Source organism: Candidatus Merdisoma sp. HCP28S3_D10 (assembly GCF_052065835.1).
GTDB lineage: Bacteria > Bacillota > Clostridia > Lachnospirales > Lachnospiraceae > Laedolimicola.
Genome location: NZ_JBQHTG010000002.1, coordinates 494,963 through 517,203 on the forward strand (window position 1 = coordinate 494,963; position 22,241 = coordinate 517,203).

Genomic DNA, 22,241 nt, shown 5'->3' on the forward strand with positions numbered 1-22,241 from the left:
GTAAATTTCTCCTCCTTCCTCGATTAAACCAGTGCTTTAATTAATTTTGAAATCGTTGCAACCGAGGTCGGATGTTTCAAAATTACTGCATTGGAGCCGGATGCCAGTACTGCTGCGGCTGTCTCAACTTCCATATCAATTCCACGCTCTTCCTGGGCTCCCCACTCCGGCATATCTGCTTCGGAAGCCATAGCCTCTTTTACATTCCATGCCTCGTCAGCTACCGGTGTCATAATCGGCATCTGAAGCTGTACATCACCCTGAGCCAGAGCTGCTGCCTTTACACGGTCCATAGTAGAAACTACGTACTCAAAACCGTATCCGGCTGCTGCGGAACCTACGTTCATGACAACGTTAGCCTGATCTACGCCCAGCTGTCCGATCAGCACGTTCAGCTGTTTTGCAAGGTTGATATCTACGGCAGACTCTGCTCCAACCTTCTGGCCGTAAGCAAGACCAGCTGCTGCTGCAACTGCCTTGTAGTTCTCTTCTCTTGCGGACAGGATCAGTACGTTCTTTCCCTGAAGCGCTTCTGCAACCTTGGAGAAAAGCTCTGCATCCTTCTCTACATTCTTACATCCCTCAATTACAAGAGGAGCTGTGATCGCGTCGCCAACCTCTTTCGCGATAGCTACGCAATCCTCAACGGAACGGTTCTCGCCATTCGGATCCGCTCCCTCAAAGCGGAGAACAACGAAATCTGCTCCAGGCATTTCTTCGGCTTTCTTTGCAATCTCTGCAAAACTTGTAGCACCTGCATAGTAGTCCTTGATTCCTGCAACTTCATTCTCCAGACCCATGTCTGTAATCAGAACTCCAATCTTCGGTGCATTCTCGATCGGCGCGTCAAATGTATAAAACGGCAGTACATTCTCTCCGCCAAGCTTCACTGCCTTATCTCCGGTTCCGATTTCTACGGTACGGATAGCAGCGTTGAATTTTCCTGATTTTCCAGTAAACGGCATTTCTTAGTTACCTCCTTGTCCTTTACGTGGTTTTAACGCATAGGGGCACAGCCCCTATGCGTAAACCAATTATCTTACATATTATACTACATCATCGGGTCCATGCCAAGTGCCGGATGTCCTTTTTCTGTAAGGAATGCCAGCAATGTTTCCGGATCCTCTGCGATAGTCTCGTCACCGATCATATCGGTAAAGTTGTCGATTCCATAGAGATCTTTTGCTGTCTCATTGAGACGCTCTGCTACGGACTCCTTCAGCTCCTTGGGCATCCATACGATACGCTCGATTCCGCCCTCAGCCTTCATAAACTTCTTGGAAGAGATGAAGTGCTTTCCATGTCCCATGAATCCAGGTGTCTGAACTCCACCACCGGTCATACTTGCCAGCTCGGAGAAGGTCATTCCCAGCGGAGTCATACCTGCGTACTCACGGTTGGTGATAACAACGCCGTTGGAGAACGGCTCGATACCACAGATACACTCGAAGCATCCGCAGGAGGTCATCGGCTTCTCCATGATGGAGTACAGGGAAACCTCTTCCAGAGCACCCTGGGAGTAAAGCTTAACCGCCTCATTGACATCCTCGTACTCACCGATTCTCTCATCGATGGGCTTCTCTTTGGTGATAACCTGGCAGGGTCCCTGGGGATCCAGCTCGTTGGTAGCCTTTGCGTCCAGCCATGAAACGGCACCGCACAGACCCAGACGCTCCGGAGTAACCACGCATACGTGGGACGGGGAGAATGCCTGGCACATGATACAGCTGTAGTATACGTCTACAGACTCGTCAGTCAGAGTAGCCAGACGGTCGTCACGCTTGTCAAACAGCGGGATAGCAGTCTCATGACGCATCTTGGTACACAGCTCCGGATCGGTGATAACCTTAACCTGGCACTTATCTACAACTGCGTCAAACTCATTCTTAATTCTTGCGTACAGAACCTCACCGATGTGCTTTGCACGGAAGCCTGCGTCGAAAGCGTTCTTGCTTACACGGATACGGATCATATCACGCTGACCGGTATGCATAACACCCTCGATGCAGTTCAGGTAGTTATGGAACTTACGCTCGAATACCGGCTCAAAGTCAGCCTGCATGCTCTTGCCGGCAACCTCTACAACGTAGCCGATGCTGTGCTTGCTGCCTACCTCGAACTCGTCGAAGTCCGGTCCGATTACTTCGATCTTGTGATCCTCAACCTCAGACGCATCCTTTGCCTCAACCAGCTCGAAGCAGTCCACACGGGAACCGTCGAACTCTACCTGCATATCGCCGCGGCGGATAATCTCGCCCTCGAATGCGGATGCGAAGGAAACCGGGATATCGATCTTGGTAACCTTAATCTTGATATCTCTTGCTTCAATAGAAGTAGCGTTGAACTTAGATACGTCCTCCTGAACGATCAGGCTCTTCGGTACACGGAAGATGTTCTCAGTCTCGTTGGTAACTACCGGGAAACCAAGAGCGATTGCGCCTGCACCGCAAGCTACGATAACATCATCCAGCGGCTTGAACGCATTTACGAACGCCGGTACACGGTCCATGGTGTACTTCATCAGCGCGCCTGCGTCGCCCGGTGTTACGTTGCCGAAGATCAGAGCCGCACGAAGCGCTACAGATACAACGTGGATTACTGCGGTTACGTCCTTGCCAAGCGGTACGATACGTACGGCGTTGCCCATGTTCAGGCCTGCCTCTACGCACTGATCGATAACGCCGCCTACCAGAGTAACCAGACAGCCCTGTGCCTGATAGCTCTTAACCAGCTCTACTGCTTCTTCTGTAGAAGGAGCGCTTCCCAGGATAACAGCTACGCCCGGGATATCGCCGGTTACAAGGGGTACACCCAGCTCACGGATGATAGCGTCTGCCAGATGTCCGTAGCAGGGCTCCTCGTACGGCTTTGCGCCGTTCATGTACTTCAGTACCTCGATGAACTCTGCGCACAGAGCTGTTGCAACACCGCTCATGAATGCGTCGTTCAGTCTCTTCTCTCTGGTCATCAGAGTTTTTACAACTCCCAGAGCTGCCTTCAGTTCTTTCAGGTTGGTAACCTTGCTTCCTGTTACGGCATAGTAGCAGGGAAGGCTGTATGCAGTGTCCGGGAAGGATACTGCCGCATCTTCTCCGTACTGTGCGATTGCGCCGTCGATAGCAGCCTCAGTCAGTCCGTAAACTGCGTCGTTGCCGCCGAATACTCTATCAAATAATGTCACGGTATTTTACCTCCAAATTTTAATTCGATTGATCGAGGATTTCCTTAATCTTCCGGATCTCCTCCTTTGCGGACTCGCTTACATCGTAGGGGGATTTGCCCTGCCGGTCCGCATCTATCACTTCCGGGTTGTAATGAATAAATCCAAGTAAATCCTCTGCCGGGATCTTCGAGCGGATGAACTCCTCATCCTCTGCTCCGCGGACTTTGTTGGCTACTACGCGTACGGTCTGAATTCCCAGGTCATGGGCCAGCCGTTTTACATTCTTATAGGTCTGAATGCTTCTCGCTCCGGGTTCAATGACTACCACGAACTGCTCCATACCTTCGCAGGTACCGCGGCCCAGGTGCTCCAGGCCTGCTTCCATGTCCATGATAACCACGTCCTTGCTCCGAAGACTTAAGTAGCTTAAGATCCGCTTCAGCATCACATGCTCGGGGCAGACACAGCCGCCCCCTCCGGTCTCTACAGTGCCCAGCGTCAGGAGCTTGACTCCGTTGTAGGTCTTGCTGTAGGTATCCGGGATATCATCCACCTTGGGATTCAGCGTGTACATGGCATTTCCGGGGCCTGCCCCTGTCCGTTCCTCGATGAGCTTTCTCATCTTGGAAATCGGAACAATCGAGTCCAGAACCTCCTCCGGAAAACCGAGCGCCAGACCTAAATTCGCGTCCGGATCCACATCGGCTGCCAGAACTGTACATCCCTCCTCCGCATATAATCTTGCAAGGGTGGCTGCAAAGGTCGTCTTTCCGACTCCGCCCTTTCCGGTAATTGCAATTTTCACGTTCTATTCCCTCCGGTTCTTTCTTTACTCTTTTTATCCGGATTAGATTCCCAGTGCGGTTCTCTTCTCCTCGATACGGTCGATCATCTTGTCAACCAGCTTCTCGATGTCTGTCTCGACAGTATAAGCTGCTTCAACCCAGTCACGAACGCCCTCAGTCAGCCACTGGCCCATCTCGGAAGAACCGGCTACATACGGGTCAACGCCCAGGAAGGTATCGATACCGGTTGCTACTACGTAGTTACCGATGGAAACAGCCTTCTCAGACATCCACTCCGGAGCACAGCCTACAACCGGAAGCTGAGAAATATTCAGTCCGGAATCCTTGGCCAGCTCTGCTACCAGAACCATCATACGGCTGATATCTACACAGGAGCCCATGTGAAGTACCGGCGGGATGTCTGCCAGCTCACATACTCTCTTCAGACCGGCGCCGCAGAGATCCTTTGCTGCCTTGTCCATCAGACCAGCCTTTGCTGCTGCCTGTGCGGAACATCCGGATGCTACCACTACGATATCGTTGGCAATCAGTTTCTTCATCAGCTCGATATGCGCGTAGTCCGGGCGGATCTTCGGGTTGTTACAGCCTACCATAGCGACTGCACCACGGATAACACCCGAGGTGATACACTCGATAAGCGGCTTGGTGGTACCTGTTACATCTACCTGGGAGTTGGTTACACCATCCAGAGTCTTTACCAGAGCCTCCAGAGAGTATCCAACGGTTGCCTTCTGCTTCATATCCGGAATGTATACCAGATCCGGCTTACGGTTCTTGAAGTTCTCACATGCAGTCTTAACGATCTGCTTTGCCTTCTCTGCAGCGGTACCTACATCAAAACGGATGTAATCGGAATCCGGCATCTGCGCGATCGGAGAAGTGGTGATGAACTTGGTATGGAAGCACTTGCTCAGGGGTCCGAGTGCCGGGAAGATACACTGAACGTCTACAACGATAGCCTCACATGCGCCTGTCAGAACTACGTTCTCCTGCTGCAGGAAGTTACCTGCCATCGGAATACCGCGACGCATAGCTACCTCGTTGGAGGTACAGCATACACCGGATACGGTGATTCCCTTCGCGCCCATGCTCTTTGCATATGCGATCATCTCCGGATCGTCTGCGTACTCACAGACCATCTCAGACAGTGACGGATCATGTCCGTGTACTACGATGTTTACATTGTCAGCGTTCATAACGCCCAGGTTTGCCTCGGTATCGATGGGCTTCGGAGTTCCGAACAGTACGTCGGAGAACTCGGTTCCGCACATGGATCCGCCCCAGCCGTCAGCCAGACCTGCTCTCAAGGACTGACGAACCAGTGCCTCCGGCTTGGAAGAACATCCCATATGAGTCATATGTAAGGAAGTAGCTACCTCTCGGTCAATGGCTCTCGGCTCGATCTCAGCGTCATGCCACAGCTTCTGGGTATGCTCCGGAGCTCTCTTAAGCCATCTCTGTACACCGAAGGGCTTACCATACTCCATCAGAGCTGTCTCTGCCATCTCGTGAGCCAGATCGTAGATATCCTTACCCTCGGTCTCTACGCCCCACTCCTTTGCGATACGGATCAGCTTCTCCGGATCCTTAACCTTGTAAGCTCCGTCCGGCTGTGCAGCATACAGTGTGTGGCAGATCTCACGGCCATGGTCAGAGTGTGTAGCTGCTCCGCCTGCTGTGAATTTCAGATAGTTACGGCCTACGATACCATGTACGTCACATCCGCAGATACCTCTCGGTGCCTTCGGTGTAATACGGCACGGTCCCATAGCACAAATTCGGCAGCAGACACCCTGCTCACCAAACTTACAGTGCGGCGTCTGGTTCTTCACACGAAGCTGCCAGGCATCAGCACCTACCTTTGCTCCTGTCTCCAGAAGTCTGGCTGTTGCGGCTTCCATTTCCTCCACCGTTGTCAACTTTAAATCTCCCATTATAAACCTCCTACCTTTTTTTATTTTCATAAATTTATTATGAAAGATCCAACTGGTCAATAATACTGTACAGCGCCTTGCGGACCGGAGAATCCTCCGGAAGCTTTACTGTGGGCACGCCGTCACAGTCATACTCAAACACCTGCTCGTCCTGAGGAACGACGCCCAGCAGATGAAGGCCCTGTTTTTCGATCTCTTCTTTCGTTCCCGCATTCAGCACTCCACCCGGAGCGCGATTGATAATCAGTCCTACGGACTTGGGCTTCAGTCCACATTCCGGAATCAGCTTCGCGATACGTCCTACCGCCTGCACGCCTCTGCGTGAGCAGTCGCTGACCAGAATAATGGTATCTACCGACGGAAGAATTCCGCGGCTGATGTGCTCCATTCCCGCTTCATTGTCTACTACTATATATTTGTAATTCTTGGCATATCTTGCAATCTGGGTCGTCAGGAGCCCGTTGACGAAGCAATAGCATCCCTTTCCCTGTGTGTGACCCATCACCAGCAAATCATAATCATCCTGCTCGGAAAGCGCTTCTCCGAATTTGAGCTCCGCGTAATCCTGCTTGGACATTCCCTTCGGAATCGGGTTGGAACCCGCTGTCTCTGCCTTTGCAATCTCCTCACGAATCTCGCCCAGGGTCGGAGCAGCCTCCACGCCCAGTACCTCGTTCAGATTGGAATTGGCATCTGCATCTACAGCCAGAACAGGTCCCTGCTTCTTCTGGCACAGGTATTCAATTAAAAGTCCTGTAAGTGTAGTTTTTCCCACACCGCCTTTTCCGGCTACGGCAATTGTATGTGGCATATCTTTGTTCTCTCCTGCCTTTTACCGCGGGCAGGTTTGTGCCCCGCCCGCAATTTTAATAATCAATTTTAAGTAACTAGATTAAGGTCTTCAGACCTGCGCGGTCGATGATCTCGGATACATCTTTCCACTTGTTCAGAGCGTACAGATGGATACCGTTTACACCCAGAGAACGATAGGTATCGATCTGCTTGATGGTGTACTCGATTCCTGCCTCGCGGAATCTCTTAATCTTATCATCATAGAACATATCGAACGGCTTGCCCTCAGCGTCCTTAGCTGCGAACGGGTTCGGGAACAGCCAGTTCTGGGAAATAATCTTGCACAGCTCGTGATCCATTACACAGCCGTTGCGGGACAGTGCCATATTGATGGTAGCTGCCTGATCCAGAATCGGCATAACTCCTACGTCTACCGGCATGGTAACACCAGCGGAGTAGATAGCGTCCAGCCAGTACTTGAACTGCTCCATATCCCAGCAAAGCTGAGTCATGATGTAGTCAGCGCCGTTGTCCTGCTTCTGCTTCAGAACTGCGATATCGGACTCCAGGCTTCTGCATGCGATGTGTCCCTCCGGGGAACCTGCTACAGCGATCTCAAACTTATCGCCGAACTCATCACGTACAAACTTTACAAGGTCTGTAGCATACTGGAAATCACCACAGGTAGTAGTCTCACCCAGCGGAATATCTCCACGGAGAGCCAGAACGTGATCTACGCCCTCGTTCAGGTACTGCTGCAGCTGATCCTTCATGCCTTCCTTGGTGTTCTTGATTACGGTAAAGTGGGTAACCGGTGTAGTGCCAGCGTTCTTAATCATCTGACATACCTCGCGGTTTGCTCCTACGTTTCCGCCGCCTGCGCCGTATGTACAGGAAATGTAATCCGGCTGATACTTGCACAGATGCTCAATTGTGCCCGGAAGATTCTCCATACCCTTCTCAGTCTTCGGCGGGAAAACCTCGAAAGACAGCGCCATGCGCTCGTTCATGATGTCTGTTAACTTTGTCATTTCAACCAACCTCCATTATTTTGCTATATCAACATTATTGATATCACTTTGATCGTCCGCCTGCCATGCGGACTGCTGCCCCGCTTACGCAGACGGGCAGTTTAACTTTACGACGGAACCGGTCAGGTCTACAAAGGAAATCGTTCCTTCTACCACTACCTCCGCGCCCATAATATCTACCAGGCGCACCTGACTTCCTTCCACGTAAATCTTGCTGACATTCTTCAGCACAACCTCTTCTGTATCCTTCGTGTTCTTATATACAGTTGCCAAACACATAATGATGCCTCCTTATTACTGTACTAAGGAAAGTGCCAGACTCAGATACAGATTGCCCTTGTCAAAATTCTCAATGGCCTTTTCAATCTGTACAGCCACGTCTTCCTTTCCAACCTCGCGGAACTTCTTAGCCACATCTGCCAGCTCAGCCGCATGATGCTTATTATGATCTAACATATAAGAAAGAAGCGCCTCCTGCTCACTGCCCGGCTTATGATCGTGACCGCCGCAGCCGCAGCTGCAGCCCTCATGGCTGTGATCGTGAGTATGCTCATAGCCGTGGTCATGGCAATGCTCATGATCGTGGTCATGCTCGTGTCCGTGACAATGTCCGTGTTCTCCGTCTACCATATGCATCGCATATTCCTCCTTTTATTTAAACTTAAAATTGTGTTAATTTCATGACAATCTTAATACAATTATACCCTCACGGGGGGATTTTATCAAGTCGAATTTGCCCGAATTCTGACCGTAAATTGTTTTTCTTTCCATACATTCCAAACCCGTCAAAATGCAATTGACATTTTTCCGATTTTTTTGTACCCTTAGTAAAAGTGTACACGATAACCCCAATAACTTCAAGCAAAAGGTGTAAAAATGGACAAAACTTTCAACATAACAGGCGCTACAAACCTTACCTGTCTGCTGGGAAATCCTGTTTCCCACAGCATATCCCCCGCCATGCACAACGCTTCCTTCCAGAAACTGGGAATCGACTGTGTATATCTGGCTTTTCCTGTAGATGAAGCGCATTTTGAGCGGGCCATTGACGGACTGATCACTCTGGGGGCCGCAGGCTGGAACTGCACCATGCCCCTGAAACGGCTTATGTACGACCGGGTGGATACCCTTTCCGATTCCGCCCTTTTAAGCGGCGCAGTCAACACCGTCGTAAACCGGGACGGACAGCTCTTTGGCGACAATACCGACGGCTACGGCTTTCTGCAGTCCATGCGGGACGCAGGCTTCTCCTGCGAGGGAAAGCACGCGGTCCTGCTTGGCAGCGGCGGAGCAGCGGCAGCCATTCTGGCCCAGGCAGCCCTGGACGGCACTGCCTTTATCGACGTCTTCGCCCGAAGCGCTTCTGCATCCACCAAACTAATCGCCGAGGAAATCCAGCGGATCCACGCCCGCTGCGACTGCCGGATCCGTCTCTTTGACCTGGAGGACAACACTTCACTCAGGCACTGTCTGGACGAGGCCGACGTCCTCATCAACGCCTCCTCCGTAGGCATGGCTCCCCGTACAGACGCTTCCCTGATCCCGGATCCCGCTTTCTTCCATCTGGGTCTGGTGGTGGGCGACGTCATCTACAATCCCCGGGAAACCCTGCTTCTGCGCACCGCAAAGGAAGCAGGCTGCCACACCTTCAACGGTATGTACATGTTGCTCCATCAGGGCGCTAAGGCCTTTGAACGTTGGACCGGTCGGGAAATGCCTGTGGAATATATCCGGGAACGTTATTTCCGCTAGAAGATTCTCTTTCCGGATAATACAAAATTTCCCAGAAGCCAGAACAGCAGAAGATGTGACGGATAAAACCAGTAAAAGAAATACCGGGGCTGACGCCCTCTTCTTCCGTTATACAGAAGCAGAGCCAGAAAGCCAGGCAGGGCGTACAGCTCCATTTTTTCTCCCAGGATCAATAACAGCCAGGACAGGGCCAGCGCCGGAATTCTCTGTTCCCGTAACAGATACATCAGGACGATTACCAGGACGCCGGTGGCCCCATAGTCCGTATGGCCAAGCTCCGCCAGGGCTGCGGCCGCTCCCAGAGCCAGAAGCCCTCTCCATTCTCTTCCTGCGCTTCTCTGGAAAGTCCAGATTACCAGCAGTCCGAGCAGCAGGGTAAAGAACACATTCTGATGATTCCACCAGAAAACGGTATTGTGAAGAGCCAGGTTAAAGGGCAGTTCAGAGATCAATGCAAAAACGGCCAGTCTCTGCGCGTATTTCCAGGTATCCCGGGTATGGACCGCTCCCTCCACCAGCAGAAAGCAGAAAATCGGGAAGGCAGAGCGTCCCATATATCGCAGTATCCGATCGGTGTTCCACCACAATCCCACATTCTGCACAAAGCCTGCCATGGGAGAATTGCCATAGCCATTCAGGACAAAAACTTCCATCAGGCTGGCTCCCACATGGTCCATAAACATTAAGAAAATGGCAAGCCATTTCAGAGTGCTTCCTGAAAATGGCCTGCCTGCATTTGTTTTATTCATGCTTTTCGGCAACCTCTCCCTGTTTCTTATAGATCGAATCTGCCGGCACCACGCCGCGCACGGAGGACAGAGGATAGATATTGGTATGGGCGCCAATTACGGTTCCCGGATTCAGGACAGAGCCACATCCTACCTCTACCTCGTCACCCAGCATTGCGCCGAATTTCTTGATTCCGGTTTCCAGATCTCCCTCCGGCGTATGCACCTTTACCAGCTTCTTATCGGATTTTACATTGGAGGTAATGGATCCTGCGCCCATATGTGCTTTATAGCCCAGGATAGAATCGCCCACGTAATTGTAATGAGGAACCTGTACCTTATTGAACAGAATGACATTTTTAAGCTCCGTAGAGTTACCTACAACCGCGCTTTCTCCCACCAGGGCGTTGCCGCGGATAAACGCGCAGTGACGGACCTCCGTATCCTTTCCGATGATACAGGGGCCTGTAATGGACGCAGTGGGCGCCACCTTCGCGGAGCGGGCAATCCAGATATTCTCCCCACGCTTCTCGTATTCTTCTTCGCTTAAGGTAGCCCCCAACTCCAGAATGAAATCATGGATCTTCGGCAGGGCTTCCCAGGGATAGGTCACGCTTTCCAGCAGGGGCTCTGCCAGGGTTTCGCTTAAGGTGTACAGTTCGTTTACTTCCAATGCTTTCATTTCTTCTTCGACTCCTTTACTTTCTTCTCATTTTTATAAAAACGGGCGGACGCGTCAAAGCAGGGGCGCAAGGCCCTCCGGTAATCGGCGGCAAGCACCGCCTGCGTCTTATCCGTAATATACTTTTCCAGCTTCTGCATATAATACGCTTCGGTGATGGTCCCTTCTGCCATCTGGGTCAGTCCCTTCTCCCAGCTGGCTGTCAGCTCCGGATTCAAAAGACCATAGATCGAAGCCCGGACCACATCGAAGATCATTTCTCCCAGAAGGGTCGGCGTGATGATCTGGGTCTTTTTATTCAGCGCGATATACTTGTTATTCACCAGCTTTTTCAGAATCTCCGCCCGGGTGGCACTGGTGCCAATGCCGCTTCCCTTGATTTGGGCCCGCAGCTCCTCGTCCTCGATGAGCTGACCTGCGTTTTCCATGGCCAGAATCATGGAACCGGAATTGTAGCGCTTGGGCGGCGAGGTCTCGCCCTCCTTGATATGAAAGCCGGATGTCTCCACGGCGTCTCCCTTTTTCAGGTGCTTTAGAAGCTCCAGAAACTCCGCGTCCACGCGCATGTCCTCTGTCTCTTCATTTTCCGCGTCAGCCTTTTTCTTCGCCGCCTCGGCAGGACCCTGGGGCAGAACCCGCAGATAGCCCTCCTTCAGAAGCACACGGAAGCCTGAAAAGAACCGTTCTCCCCGCACCTCTGTCACCAGCTGTACCTTCTGATATTCCGCCGCCGGATAAAAGACAGCCAGAAATCTCCGGGCAATCACCTCGTAGATCTGCTCTGACACCGGATTCAGGCTCCGAAGCGCGGACAGCCCCTGTCCTGTGGGTACAATGGCGTAGTGATCCGTAATCTGCTTATCATTGACGTAACGAGTCTTCGCAATACTCTTCCACGCGCTGCCGTTCAGAATCTCGTTTGCGTATTCCGAAAGCTTTCCATAGGAGCGCAGGCCTCCGATATTCTTATAGATCTCCTTTGCCACGGCGCTGGACAGCACACGGGCGTCCGTTCTCGGATAGGTGACCATCTTTTTCTCATAAAGCTCCTGCACCACCCGCAGCGTCTCATCGGGGCTCAGCTTAAAGCGCCGGGAGCATTCATTCTGAAGCTCCGCCAGGTTGAACAGCAAGGGCGGATTTTTCTTCTCCGTCTTCCGCTCCATGGAGGTCAGCCTTGCCTGCACTGGCTGTTCCTCCTTCAGATAGGCGATCAGGCTTTCCGCGTCTTCCTTTTTCTTATAGCCGTTTTCCTTATATAATTTATGCGGCTCGCAGAAGGAAGAACCGGATACAGCCCTCCATTCCCCCTCGAAGCTTCTTCCATGGAGGCTAAAATCTCCCAGCACCCGGTAAAAGGGCGTTTTTACAAATTCCCGGATTTCACGCTCTCTCCGCACCACCATGCCCAGCACGCAGGTCATGACTCTTCCGACGGAAATCACCGTATAACGGGTATTCAGATAATTGGAAATGGTATCGCCGTATTTGAGGCTTAAAAGTCTGGAAAAATTAATTCCCATCAGATAATCCTCTTTGGCCCGCAGATACGCCGCACTGGCCAGGTTGTCGTATTCCGACAGATCCTTCGCCTCCCGGATTCCCCGCAGGATCTCCTCCTCCGTCTGGGAATCAATCCAGACCCGGCGGCGCTTCTTTCCCTTGACGCCTGCCATCTGCTCCACCAGGCGGTAGATGTATTCTCCCTCCCGTCCTGAGTCGGTGCAGACATAGATGGTCTCCACGTCCGGCCGGTTCAGAAGGCCGCTTACGATGGTATACTGCTTTTTCATGGCAGGGATGACCTCGTACCGGAATTCCTCCGGAAGAAAAGGCAGGGTGGAAAGGCTCCATTTTTTCAGGCGCTCGTCATAGACCTCCGGATAGCTCATGGTAACCAGATGTCCCACGCACCAGGTGACGATCGCCTCATCCCCCTCCAGATATCCGTCTTTTCTGGCCGTCTTTAGCCCCAGCGCTTTGGCAAATTCCTGGGCTACGCTGGGCTTCTCTGCTATATACAATGATTTTCCCATTCATTTCTCACTTTCTCTATCAGGATCAAGGGCTATTTTAGCACAGTCTCCATATATCTGGCAATGTCTTTCGGCATGGGCGCTTCGATGTGGATCGCCTCCCCCGTAAAGGGCTGGCAGAAATCCAGGGCCGCCGCGTGAAGGGCTGTCCGCTTTAGTCCGTTTCCCTCCGGCTTTTTGGGGCTTCCATAAAGGGGATCCCCAAGAAGCGGGCAGCCCAGGGACTGCATATGGACCCGGATCTGATGGGTCCGCCCTGTCTCCAGCCACAACTTCACCAGTGCTGTTTTCTCCCATTTTTTTACTGTTTCATAATGGGTTTTCGCGTACTTTCCGGATTCCGCGTCATATGTGCAGATCCGCATGCGGGTCTTGTCTTCCGGATCCGGCTGCAGAGGCTGTTCCACGCTTCCGCTCTCCGGATCCGGGATGCCCTCCGTCAGGGCCAGGTAGGTCTTGTGAAGTCTTCCCTGCTCCCGCTGCCGCTCCAGACGACCAGCCGCCGCCCTGTTTTTCGCCACCAGTACCACCCCGGAGGTATCCTTATCCAGGCGTCCCACGATCCGTATCACGCTTTCCTCGTCCTTTTCCCGAAGCCAGGCCACCAGACGGCCGGCCAGGGTATCCGCCTGAAAGGTTCCCCATCCGGAAGGATGCACCGAGATTCCCGCAGGCTTATTGACCACCAGCAGATCCCGATCCTCATAGAGCACCTCCGGCTTCTCCCGGGAGGCCGAAAGCTGTGCGGAGACCTTCCCGTCCTTTTCTGTCCGCACTGCTATTCTCTGTCCGGCTGTTACCCTGGCCGTCACCTTCCTCTGTACGCCGTCCGCGCAGATCCCCAGGGGAAGAAATTTGGCCCGGCTGATTTCCTTTTTGGTCAGTCCCATTCCGACCCGCAGAAAATGCTGCAGGGTTGCGCCATCGTATTCTGCCGTCACGGTTTTTTCCAGTATCCGATCCATACTGCCTCCTCCTTCCGTGGTTTCTCTGTCCCGCCTCTTCTGCCTGCTAGGGCAACATGACCGGCGTACGGGTATATTCATGCCGCAGTGGCTTCCCGGTCTTCAGTGTCTTCGCCCCTTCATAGAGATGGGCTGCCGCCACATCCTGCCTAAGCAGCTGACAGCGCTCCGGGGACAGCTTTCCGGAAGCGTCCGCCATTTTGGTCAAAAGCGGCGACCGGCTCTCTCTTTTGATGGCGGCCAGAAGCGGACCGGCGCTTTTTTTGAAGCCCAGCGGACGCAGATATACCGGATAATCCAGTGTCCGGCACGCGTCCAGTCTATCCTGGGACAGTCCCAGCAACATATGGCAGAGCGCCCGGGTCACCCGGGTGTGGGTCACCTGACGGGTTTTAATGAGATCCGCAAAGTCCTCTGCCGTCGTAAAGGCAAACCGGTTTTTGTAAATGCGGGCCGCCAGCTCCTCCCCTACCTCCTGCACAGCGCCCAGCTCCTCCTTAGACATGTTCAGTAGCCGGTAAAAAAGCTGCGGCGAAAAGTCCTGCAGGGATACCGTCTCTCCCTTTTGAAGCGCCTGCGTAAGAAGCTTTGCCGAGACTTTCGGAAGCTGGTCTCTCACCTGTTCTTCAAGAGCCCCCTGAAACTGCTCCACGCCTTTTCGAATCGCCGTGGCCGAAGCCATCTCAGCTTCCAGCGTCAATTCATGATAGCCTGCCGACTCCCGGCGGACCGTCAGCGGCCGAATGGCGCTATTCCAGTGAAGCAGCGCCCGCAGATACTCGACGCCCAAGATGTTGTTGGGCTCCTCCAGCACCGAAGCCGCTCTCCGGCAGTCCGCGTCGTCCGCGCAGCAGGGCAGGATCCGCTCGGTACTGTTCCAATATTCCTCCGCCGCCTGTCCCCGGGCCGCCGGAAAGCTTAAGCCCTGCTTCAGATACGACTGTAAGAGCTTCCGGTACAGGGGCGGCTCTTCCTCAAATAGCCGGGCATAGGGCAGAAGGGCAGAAAGCTCTCCCCTCTCACTTCCAAAGCACAGGGCGTCTATGCAGCCCAGCTCCTCCAGAACCGCCACCGCGCCCCGGGCGAAGGTCTCCGCGCTTCCGGTGGCATAGACTGCGGGAAGCTCCAGTACCAGATCCGCTCCGCCCGCAAGCGCCATCTCCGCCCGCAGATATTTATCGGTCATGGCCGGATACCCCCGCTGCACAAAGTCCCCACTCATGACAACCACAGCAAAATCAGCCCCGGAAAGCTCTCTGGCTTTCCGAAGCTGATAGGCATGTCCTTTATGGAAGGGATTGTATTCCGCAATAATTCCGACTGTTTTCATCTTATACAAACTCCAGAATGTCCTCCGGTTTTTTCAGCCTGTAGGTTGCCTCGATTCCGTCGGGCGCAAGACACCCCCAGAGCACCAGAGCCTGATCTACGCCTGCGCTCCGGGCGCAGTCCATGTCGTAAACGGTATCTCCAAAATAAAGAATCTCTTCCTTATCTGCTCCCGTCTTTTCCAGATAGGCGTACATGGGATCCAGATAGGGCTTTCCCTTTGGCGTATCGCTGGAGGTGATAACTGTTTCAAACCAGTCTGTGATTCCCAGTTCTCGAAACTGCGTATCATACTCCATGCGAATCTTTGAAGTAATAATCCCTATCTTCACCTCGCTCTGACGAAGCTGCTCCAGCACTTCCCGGATTCCCGGAAAAAGTTTCATACCCAACTGTCCTGCTATCATCTGATAACGTCTGATCCACTCGTCGGTGGCTGCCACCGGATCTGAAAATCCAAGCTTTTCCATGGTCGAAACTCCTGGAATCCCGAAAGAAAACGTAAGCTTTTCCACCGGAATTTCTTCCCCCCGCAAATCCTTTAAGGTTTTCTGCAAAGATTTCATATGAATGCGCACCGTATCCAGCAATGTTCCATCAATATCAAACACCAGATGCTTATACTTCTTCATGGATATTCCCCTTTTTATTTTTCTAAAATACGGCGCAGAAACCTGTCCTCTGCGCCGTATCCGATCTTTTTATCCTGCTTTTAGTTCTTGAAAGAATGTATGGGTGCCGGAATCCGTCCCTTACGGTTCACGAAGGCCTCACAGGAGAACTGGTTCACCGGCATAATCGGCGCATAGCCCAGAAGGCCGCCAAACTCTACGGTCTCGCCTACGCCCTTGCCGATGACCGGAATCAGACGTACCGCCGTAGTCTTCTGGTTGATCATTCCGATTGCCATCTCGTCGGCAATGATACCGGAGATGGTGCTGGCTTTTGTATCCCCCGGAATGGCAATCATGTCCAGACCGACGGAGCAGACACAGGTCATAGCCTCCAGCTTCTCGATGGTCAGGGCGCCCGCCTTAACCGCGTCGATCATACCCTGATCCTCGCTGACCGGAATAAAGGCTCCGCTCAAACCGCCCACATAGGAGGAAGCCATAACGCCGCCCTTCTTAACCTGGTCGTTTAACAGGGCAAGGGCTGCCGTGGTTCCCGGCGCGCCACAGCGTTCCAGGCCGATTTCTTCCAGAATCTCTGCCACGCTGTCGCCGATGGCCGGTGTGGGAGCCAGGGAAAGATCGATGATGCCAAAGGGAATTCCCAGTCTGCGGGAAGCCTCCTGTGCCACCAGCTGACCCACGCGGGTTACCTTAAATGCTGTCTTCTTAATGGTCTCGCAGAGTACCTCGAAGCTCTCTCCGCGCACCTGGCTTAAGGCATGCTTTACAACGCCCGGTCCGCTGACGCCTACATTGATGATGGCGTCTGCCTCTGTAACGCCGTGGAAAGCGCCTGCCATAAAGGGGTTGTCGTCCGGCGCGTTACAGAATACAACCAGCTTCGCGCAGCCCAGGGAATCCTGCTCCTTGGTATACTCCGCTGTCTGAACAACCATCTCTCCCATCAGACGGACCGCGTCCATATTGAGGCCGGTCTTGGTAGATCCTACGTTGATGGAGCTGCAGACACGCTCTGTCTTGGCCAGGGCCTCCGGGATCGAACGAATCAGGTTCTCCTCGCCCTTGGTCATGCCCTTGGATACCAGCGCGGAATAACCGCCGATGAAGTTCACGCCTACCTCTTTGGCCGCCTTGTCAAGCGTCATCGCCAGCGTCACATAGTCCTCCGGCTTCTTGCAGGCTGCCTCGCCGATGATGGCGATGGGCGTTACGGAAATTCGCTTATTTACAATAGGAATTCCGTAATCCCGCTCGATTTCTTTTCCAACTTTTACCAAATCCCTGGCTGTGGTTGTGATTTTCTCATAAACCTTCTGATTCAGACGGGTGAGATCGGAATCGATGCAGTCCATCAGGCTGATACCCAGCGTAATGGTACGCACGTCCAGATTATCCTGCTCAATCATCTGATTGGTTTCTTTTACTTCATATATGTTAATCATGTGGAATGGCTCCTTTCCCAGTTCATCAGATACGATGCATCTTGTCGAAGATTTCTTCCTGCTGGCATTTGATTACCACGCCGATCTCTTCGCCCAGAGCAGCCAGTCCGCCGGTCAGCTTCTCATAGGATTCCACTTTTCCGGTATCCACGATCATCATCATGTTGAAATAGCCCTGCACGATGGTCTGGGAAATATCCAGGATATTGACCTCATTCTGCGCCAAATAGGTACATACCTTTGCGATAATACCTACCGTATCCTTGCCTACTACCGTGATAATACTTCTTTTCATATAAAAATCCTCCTTGGTTTTTTACCATCTTCCTTATACCGCCACGCATGCGGACTGTTCCTCCCGGCTGGCCACCCACAGAGGGAAATCCCCTGCCTGATAGGGGCTTTCATTCAGCTTAAGTTCCAGCTTCACCGTCTCATAGGCCAACTCCGCGTAGTTGTTCTCTTTGCTGAGATGACCCAGAAATACTGCCTTCATCCGGTCATGCAGCACCTGGCAGAGAAGCTTTCCGGCTGTCTCGTTGGACAGATGTCCCCGGTCGCCGGAGATACGCTGCTTCAGATAATAGGGATAGGCCCCTACCTGAAGCATGTGAATATCATGGTTTGCCTCCAGTAATAGTACATCAAGATCCTTTAAGTGGTCAATAGTATAATCCGTATAAACTCCAAGATCTGTGGCTACCGCCATCTTTTTATCCCCGCAGGCCACCCGGTAAGCCACCGGCTCCGCCGCGTCGTGGGAGATATGAAAGGGGGAAATGTTCAGATCCCCGATGGCGAACTCCTGATCCGCGTGAATCTCATGAAAAAGAGAACTGTCAATTTTTCCCAGATTGTTCATAACCTTTACTGCCTCTGCCGTCCCCGGCGTCGTATAGATGGGGACGCCGTACTTGCGGGACAGGACGCCCAGCCCTTTGATATGATCCGAATGCTCATGGGTCAGCAGAATGCCGTCCAGATCCTTTCCGGTCAGTTCCAGGTTATTAAGTCCCGCTTCCACCCTTTTACCGCTGATTCCCGCGTCAATCAGGATGTGATGCTCCTCCGAGCCTATGTAAATACAGTTGCCGCTGCTTCCGCTGGCGATGCTGCACATTCTCATGTTGCTGTCTGCTCCTTTGTATCTGTCTCGATTCCCAGTTTCTGTAAAAGCAGATCTATCTGCCCGTACAGTTCCTCTTTGGTGCCATTGTTGTCAATGACCTCCCGGCAGTGGCTCCGGAATTCCGTGTCCGTCCGCTGTCTTGCGAAAATGGAATCGATCTTTTCGTCTGAATATCCGCGGGACTCCTTCAGGCGTTCCCGCCGAAGCTCCGGTCTTGTATAGAGATACCAGAATGCTTCACACAGATCCTCGTAGTGATCCTCGATAAGCAGGGCCGCTTCCACCACGAAGAGCTTACAGGTTCCCTGCTGCCGCTCCAGCCGAATCTCCTGCCGGATCCATTCCTTGATGGCCGGATGCATCAGCGCATTCTGCCATTCCAGCTCTTTTTTATCGGAAAAGATAATCCGAGCCACGGCAGCCCGGTCAAGGCTTCCGTCCTCTGCGATGACCCGTTCCCCGAAATGTTCCCGGATCCTTTGGAAGCACTCCGTACCCGGCTCCATCAGAAGATGTCCCACCTGGTCGGCCTCCAGCACCCGGACCACCGGAATAGCTTTCAGATATTTTAAAACCGCGCTTTTTCCGGCTCCCACGCCGCCTGTAATTCCGATTACTCTCATATTAATGGGCCTCATACCAGTTTTTTCCCTGCTTCATATCGATCTCCAGCGGAACCGAAAGCGCCGCGGCTCCCTGCATTTCCTCTGAAAGGATCCGCTCTACAGCGTCCAGCTCCTCTGTGTATGCCTCCAACAGAAGCTCGTCGTGAACCTGCAGAAGAAGCCGGGAACGCAGACCCTCTGCCTTCAGCCGCTTATCCACGCGTATCATGGCAATTTTAATAATATCCGCCGCCGTTCCCTGAATCGGCGCATTCATGGCTACCCGCTCCCCAAAGGAACGCTGCATGAAATTCGAGGACTTCAGCTCCGGCATGGGGCGTCTCCGGCCGAACATGGTCCGGGCGTAGCCCTGTTCCTTTGCCTCTTCCACACAGGTGTCCAGAAATTCCTTGATTTTCGGATAGGTCTCAAAATACTTCTGAATATACTCCTGGGCCTCTTTCCGGGATATGCTCAAATCCTGGGACAGGCCGAAGGAGCTGATACCGTATACAATGCCGAAATTCACAGCCTTGGCGTTCCGTCTCTGGAGATCCGTTACCTCGTCAAAGGGAATGTGGAACACCTGGGAAGCTGTCAGCCGGTGAATGTCCTGGGCCTCCCGGTAAGCGTGAATCAGATTTTCATCTCCGGACATATGGGCCAGCACCCGAAGCTCAATCTGGGAATAATCCGCATCCACCAGAACGCAGCCCTCCTTTGGGATAAAGACCTTCCGGATCTGCCGTCCCAGCTCCATACGGATCGGAATGTTCTGCAGATTCGGTTCTACGCTGCTTAAACGTCCGGTAGCCGTAATGGTCTGCTGGAAGGTGGTATGGATCCGCTCATCCGGGCCGATATAAGCCGCCAGCCCGTCCGCGTAGGTGGATTTCAGCTTCGCAAGCTGCCGGTACTCCAGAATGTCCTTTACGATCTGATTCTCCGGCGCCAGCTTTTCCAGCACCTCCGCCGAGGTGGAATATCCGGTCTTCGTCTTTTTGCCGCCCTTCATTCCCAGCTTGTCGAAAAGAATGACGCCCAGCTGTTTGGGCGAATTGATATTGAAGCTCTCCCCGGCTTCCTCGTATATCTGAGTCTCCAGTTCCCTGATCCGGACTGCCAGCTCGTCGCCGTAGGCCTTCAGCGCAGCGGCGTCCACCCGGATCCCCTCCTGCTCCATGCCAAAAAGCGTCCAGACCAGAGGCAGCTCCATCTCCCGGTACAGGTCTTCCATTCCCGTTTCCCGCAGGCTTTTCTCCAGCACTGACATGGACTGATACAGCACATAAGAGGCGTAGCCGCCGTAGATCCGGAAAGATTCCGCCTTTTCCTCCAGCGCCTTTGTAAGCTTCTCTTTTCCAAAAAACTCTGACCGGGAGGGAATGGTAAGTCCCAGATATTCCTTCGCAAGCTCCTCATAGGAATAGCTGTCCTTCAGAGGATTCATCAGATACGCCGCTATCTCCGCGTCCAGGAATGCGCTTTGCCGCTCTTCCTCCACGGTCACCCCATGGGCTGCCAGACATTTCAGTTCTTCCTTTAATTTCAGGGTGATAAGCTCCGATACCTTCGCGAAAACCGCTTCCAGGCGTCCCAGCAGCCAGTCGGCCGTCACAAAGCCCTGCACGGGAATGCTGTAGGATTCCTGCTCCGACAGCGTCAGGGACAGCGCCAGCACCTGCTCCCCTTCCCGGTGAATCACAAAAGCCAGACGGGACACTCCCGCCGCTTTGGTGAGCACCTGAGCCGCTTCTCCAAAATCTTCCACTATCCGGAAGTTTTTCTCGATTTCATCGTTGGCCGGGGCGTCCAGCTGAAAACGGGACAGCATATTTTTGAACTCCAGCCGTTTCAGGAACCGGTAGGCTTCCTCTGTATAAATATTGCCGAGCCGCGCCTTTTCCCAGTCGTAATCGTAGTCACAGTCAATGTTGATAGTGGCCAGAGCCTTGCTCATCTGGGCCATATCGTAATGCTCCCGCAGGGCGTTCTGCGCCCGGTTGGGCTTGATCTCATCCACATGGGCATAGGCGTTTTCGATACTGCCGTACTGGACAATCAGGTTTGTGGCTGTCTTTTCCCCAATCCCCGGTACGCCGGGGATATTGTCGGCGGAATCGCCCATCAGCGCCTTCAGCTCGATGATCTGAACCGGCGTCACCTGATATTTTTCGATGACGTCTCCGGTGTTGTAATTCTCTGTCTCCGTCACGCCGCCCTTGGTCTTCGGCAGGCGGATCCGGATATGGTCGGTAGCCAGCTGTAACAGATCCCGGTCTCCGGACAGAACCGTAACCTCCATCCCTCTTGCCTCACTCCGTTTCGCTACGGTTCCCAGCAAATCGTCTGCCTCCAGGCCTGCTTTTTCCATGGTCGCAATCCCCATGGCGTGCAGCACGTCCTTCAGAACAGGCACCTGCTCATGAAGCTCCGCCGGCATAGGCTTCCGGGTTCCCTTGTATGCGTCATACATCTGATGACGGAAGGTGGGCGCCTTTACATCGAAGGCCACCGTCAGGTAATCCGGCTTTTCTTCATCCAGCACCTTAAACAGGGTATTTAAAAATCCGTAAATGGCGTTGGTATGCAGCCCCTCGGAATTGGTCAGATCCGTCACTCCGTAAAAGGCGCGGTTGATGATACTGTGGCCGTCCACAAGCAGTATTTTTTCACTCATAATTTCACTATCTCCATTACCATAATTGCCAGAAGCGCTGCCATGGCAAGCACCTGGGAAAACGCATAATATACATTAAAAAAGATACGTCCCCGTACCCGCTGCTCGGAAACGTGCAGCGCCTCCTGAAGCAGGTTATTCATGTCCAGCCCTTCATTCTCGCCGTCCAGCTGGGACAGACCTGCGTAAATCGTATAATAGATCTCCAGCTCCTCATAGCAGTCCTTGCAGCTGTTGATATGCTCCAGAAACGGCCCGAGCTGCTTGTCTGTCAGTTCGTCGTTGATATAAGGCATAATCATCTGTTCTGCCTCTTTACAGGTCATATACGGGCCTCCCTTCGCCAGATTATTTTTATTATAGCACAGAATTTTTTAATTCAGAAGTAATCGGCACTTTTCTTTGCAGTGTTTATTATGCCATTATTGGAAGCAAATTGCAACATCTCTGTATTTGATTTGGAAGATATAAAAATAGCGCCCTCGGTCTGGTAAACTAAAGCGCTACTTTTATAAAACCAATTTACCGACGG

The 22,241-nt window shown here is 52.8% G+C and carries 20 protein-coding genes and 1 pseudogene; 1 reads left to right on the plus strand and 20 read right to left on the minus strand.

Annotation, left to right across the window (positions count from 1 at the left end; all coding sequences use genetic code 11):
* Positions 1–23 precede the first annotated feature (23 nt).
* The 8 genes and pseudogenes from acsD to ACTNCH_RS07625 form a co-directional block, all read right to left on the minus strand.
* On the minus strand, positions 24–965 hold the full coding sequence (gene acsD, locus ACTNCH_RS07590) for an acetyl-CoA decarbonylase/synthase complex subunit delta (RefSeq protein ID WP_441017541.1): 942 nt from the start codon (positions 963–965) through the stop codon (positions 24–26).
* An 86-nt stretch (positions 966–1,051) separates the two neighbouring features.
* The gene (acsB, locus tag ACTNCH_RS07595; RefSeq protein WP_158361984.1) at positions 1,052–3,181 is read right to left on the minus strand and encodes an acetyl-CoA decarbonylase/synthase complex subunit alpha/beta; all 2,130 of its coding nucleotides are present in this window, start codon (positions 3,179–3,181) and stop codon (positions 1,052–1,054) included.
* A 154-nt stretch (positions 3,182–3,335) separates the two neighbouring features.
* A pseudogene (locus ACTNCH_RS07600) lies at positions 3,336–3,968 on the minus strand (nucleotide-binding protein); the annotation flags it as partial.
* A 42-nt stretch (positions 3,969–4,010) separates the two neighbouring features.
* Complete coding sequence (gene cooS, locus ACTNCH_RS07605; RefSeq protein WP_441017543.1) at positions 4,011–5,903, minus strand: anaerobic carbon-monoxide dehydrogenase catalytic subunit; 1,893 nt, start codon at positions 5,901–5,903, stop codon at positions 4,011–4,013.
* A 37-nt stretch (positions 5,904–5,940) separates the two neighbouring features.
* Positions 5,941–6,714 carry a nucleotide-binding protein gene (locus tag ACTNCH_RS07610; RefSeq protein ID WP_158361981.1) on the minus strand — a complete coding sequence of 258 codons (774 nt, stop codon included), beginning with the start codon at positions 6,712–6,714 and terminating at the stop codon, positions 5,941–5,943.
* A 76-nt stretch (positions 6,715–6,790) separates the two neighbouring features.
* Positions 6,791–7,726, minus strand: a complete 936-nt coding sequence (locus tag ACTNCH_RS07615) for a methylenetetrahydrofolate reductase (protein WP_441017546.1) — start codon at positions 7,724–7,726, stop codon at positions 6,791–6,793.
* A gap of 84 nt (positions 7,727–7,810) precedes the next feature.
* On the minus strand, positions 7,811–8,005 hold the full coding sequence (locus tag ACTNCH_RS07620) for a CooT family nickel-binding protein (RefSeq protein WP_441017548.1): 195 nt from the start codon (positions 8,003–8,005) through the stop codon (positions 7,811–7,813).
* A 15-nt stretch (positions 8,006–8,020) separates the two neighbouring features.
* Positions 8,021–8,362, minus strand: a complete 342-nt coding sequence (locus ACTNCH_RS07625; protein WP_441017550.1) for a cobalt transporter — start codon at positions 8,360–8,362, stop codon at positions 8,021–8,023.
* 240 nt (positions 8,363–8,602) lie between these two features.
* Between ACTNCH_RS07625 and aroE the strand changes: the two genes are divergently transcribed.
* The gene (aroE, locus tag ACTNCH_RS07630; RefSeq protein ID WP_441017552.1) at positions 8,603–9,478 is read left to right on the plus strand and encodes a shikimate dehydrogenase; all 876 of its coding nucleotides are present in this window, start codon (positions 8,603–8,605) and stop codon (positions 9,476–9,478) included.
* On the opposite strand, the gene ACTNCH_RS07635 is transcribed toward aroE, so the two are convergent.
* From ACTNCH_RS07635 to ACTNCH_RS07690, 12 genes are all read right to left on the minus strand, one after another.
* Positions 9,475–10,227, minus strand: coding sequence for a TraX family protein (locus tag ACTNCH_RS07635; RefSeq protein WP_441017554.1), 753 nt, complete (start codon positions 10,225–10,227; stop codon positions 9,475–9,477). The genes aroE and ACTNCH_RS07635 overlap by 4 nt on opposite strands.
* Complete coding sequence (locus ACTNCH_RS07640; RefSeq protein WP_441017556.1) at positions 10,220–10,888, minus strand: acyltransferase; 669 nt, start codon at positions 10,886–10,888, stop codon at positions 10,220–10,222. The genes ACTNCH_RS07635 and ACTNCH_RS07640 overlap by 8 nt, the downstream gene beginning before the upstream one ends.
* Positions 10,885–12,924: a DNA topoisomerase gene (locus tag ACTNCH_RS07645; protein WP_441017558.1), complete on the minus strand. Its 2,040-nt coding sequence runs from the start codon at positions 12,922–12,924 to the stop codon at positions 10,885–10,887. The genes ACTNCH_RS07640 and ACTNCH_RS07645 overlap by 4 nt, the downstream gene beginning before the upstream one ends.
* A 32-nt stretch (positions 12,925–12,956) precedes the next feature.
* Positions 12,957–13,889, minus strand: coding sequence for an RluA family pseudouridine synthase (locus ACTNCH_RS07650; RefSeq protein WP_441017560.1), 933 nt, complete (start codon positions 13,887–13,889; stop codon positions 12,957–12,959).
* Positions 13,890–13,935: 46 nt separating this feature from the next.
* Positions 13,936–15,219: a tRNA(Met) cytidine acetate ligase gene (locus ACTNCH_RS07655; protein WP_441017562.1), complete on the minus strand. Its 1,284-nt coding sequence runs from the start codon at positions 15,217–15,219 to the stop codon at positions 13,936–13,938.
* Position 15,220: 1 nt separating this feature from the next.
* Positions 15,221–15,850, minus strand: a complete 630-nt coding sequence (locus tag ACTNCH_RS07660; RefSeq protein WP_441017564.1) for an HAD family hydrolase — start codon at positions 15,848–15,850, stop codon at positions 15,221–15,223.
* 80 nt (positions 15,851–15,930) lie between these two features.
* Positions 15,931–17,295: a PFL family protein gene (locus tag ACTNCH_RS07665; RefSeq protein WP_441017566.1), complete on the minus strand. Its 1,365-nt coding sequence runs from the start codon at positions 17,293–17,295 to the stop codon at positions 15,931–15,933.
* A gap of 25 nt (positions 17,296–17,320) precedes the next feature.
* Entirely contained in the window at positions 17,321–17,590 is a 270-nt protein-coding gene (locus tag ACTNCH_RS07670; RefSeq protein WP_441017568.1) for an ACT domain-containing protein, read from the minus strand.
* Positions 17,591–17,623: 33 nt separating this feature from the next.
* Positions 17,624–18,421 (minus strand): MBL fold metallo-hydrolase, encoded by a 798-nt coding sequence (locus tag ACTNCH_RS07675; protein WP_441017570.1) that lies wholly within the window; start codon positions 18,419–18,421, stop codon positions 17,624–17,626.
* Entirely contained in the window at positions 18,418–19,047 is a 630-nt protein-coding gene (gene coaE, locus ACTNCH_RS07680) for a dephospho-CoA kinase (protein ID WP_441017572.1), read from the minus strand. Before coaE ends, ACTNCH_RS07675 begins: the two co-directional genes overlap by 4 nt.
* A gap of 1 nt (position 19,048) precedes the next feature.
* Positions 19,049–21,709: a DNA polymerase I gene (gene polA / locus ACTNCH_RS07685; RefSeq protein WP_441017574.1), complete on the minus strand. Its 2,661-nt coding sequence runs from the start codon at positions 21,707–21,709 to the stop codon at positions 19,049–19,051.
* Positions 21,706–22,035, minus strand: coding sequence for an anti-sigma factor family protein (locus tag ACTNCH_RS07690; protein WP_441017576.1), 330 nt, complete (start codon positions 22,033–22,035; stop codon positions 21,706–21,708). Before ACTNCH_RS07690 ends, polA begins: the two co-directional genes overlap by 4 nt.
* Between the last annotated feature and the right edge of the window lie 206 nt (positions 22,036–22,241).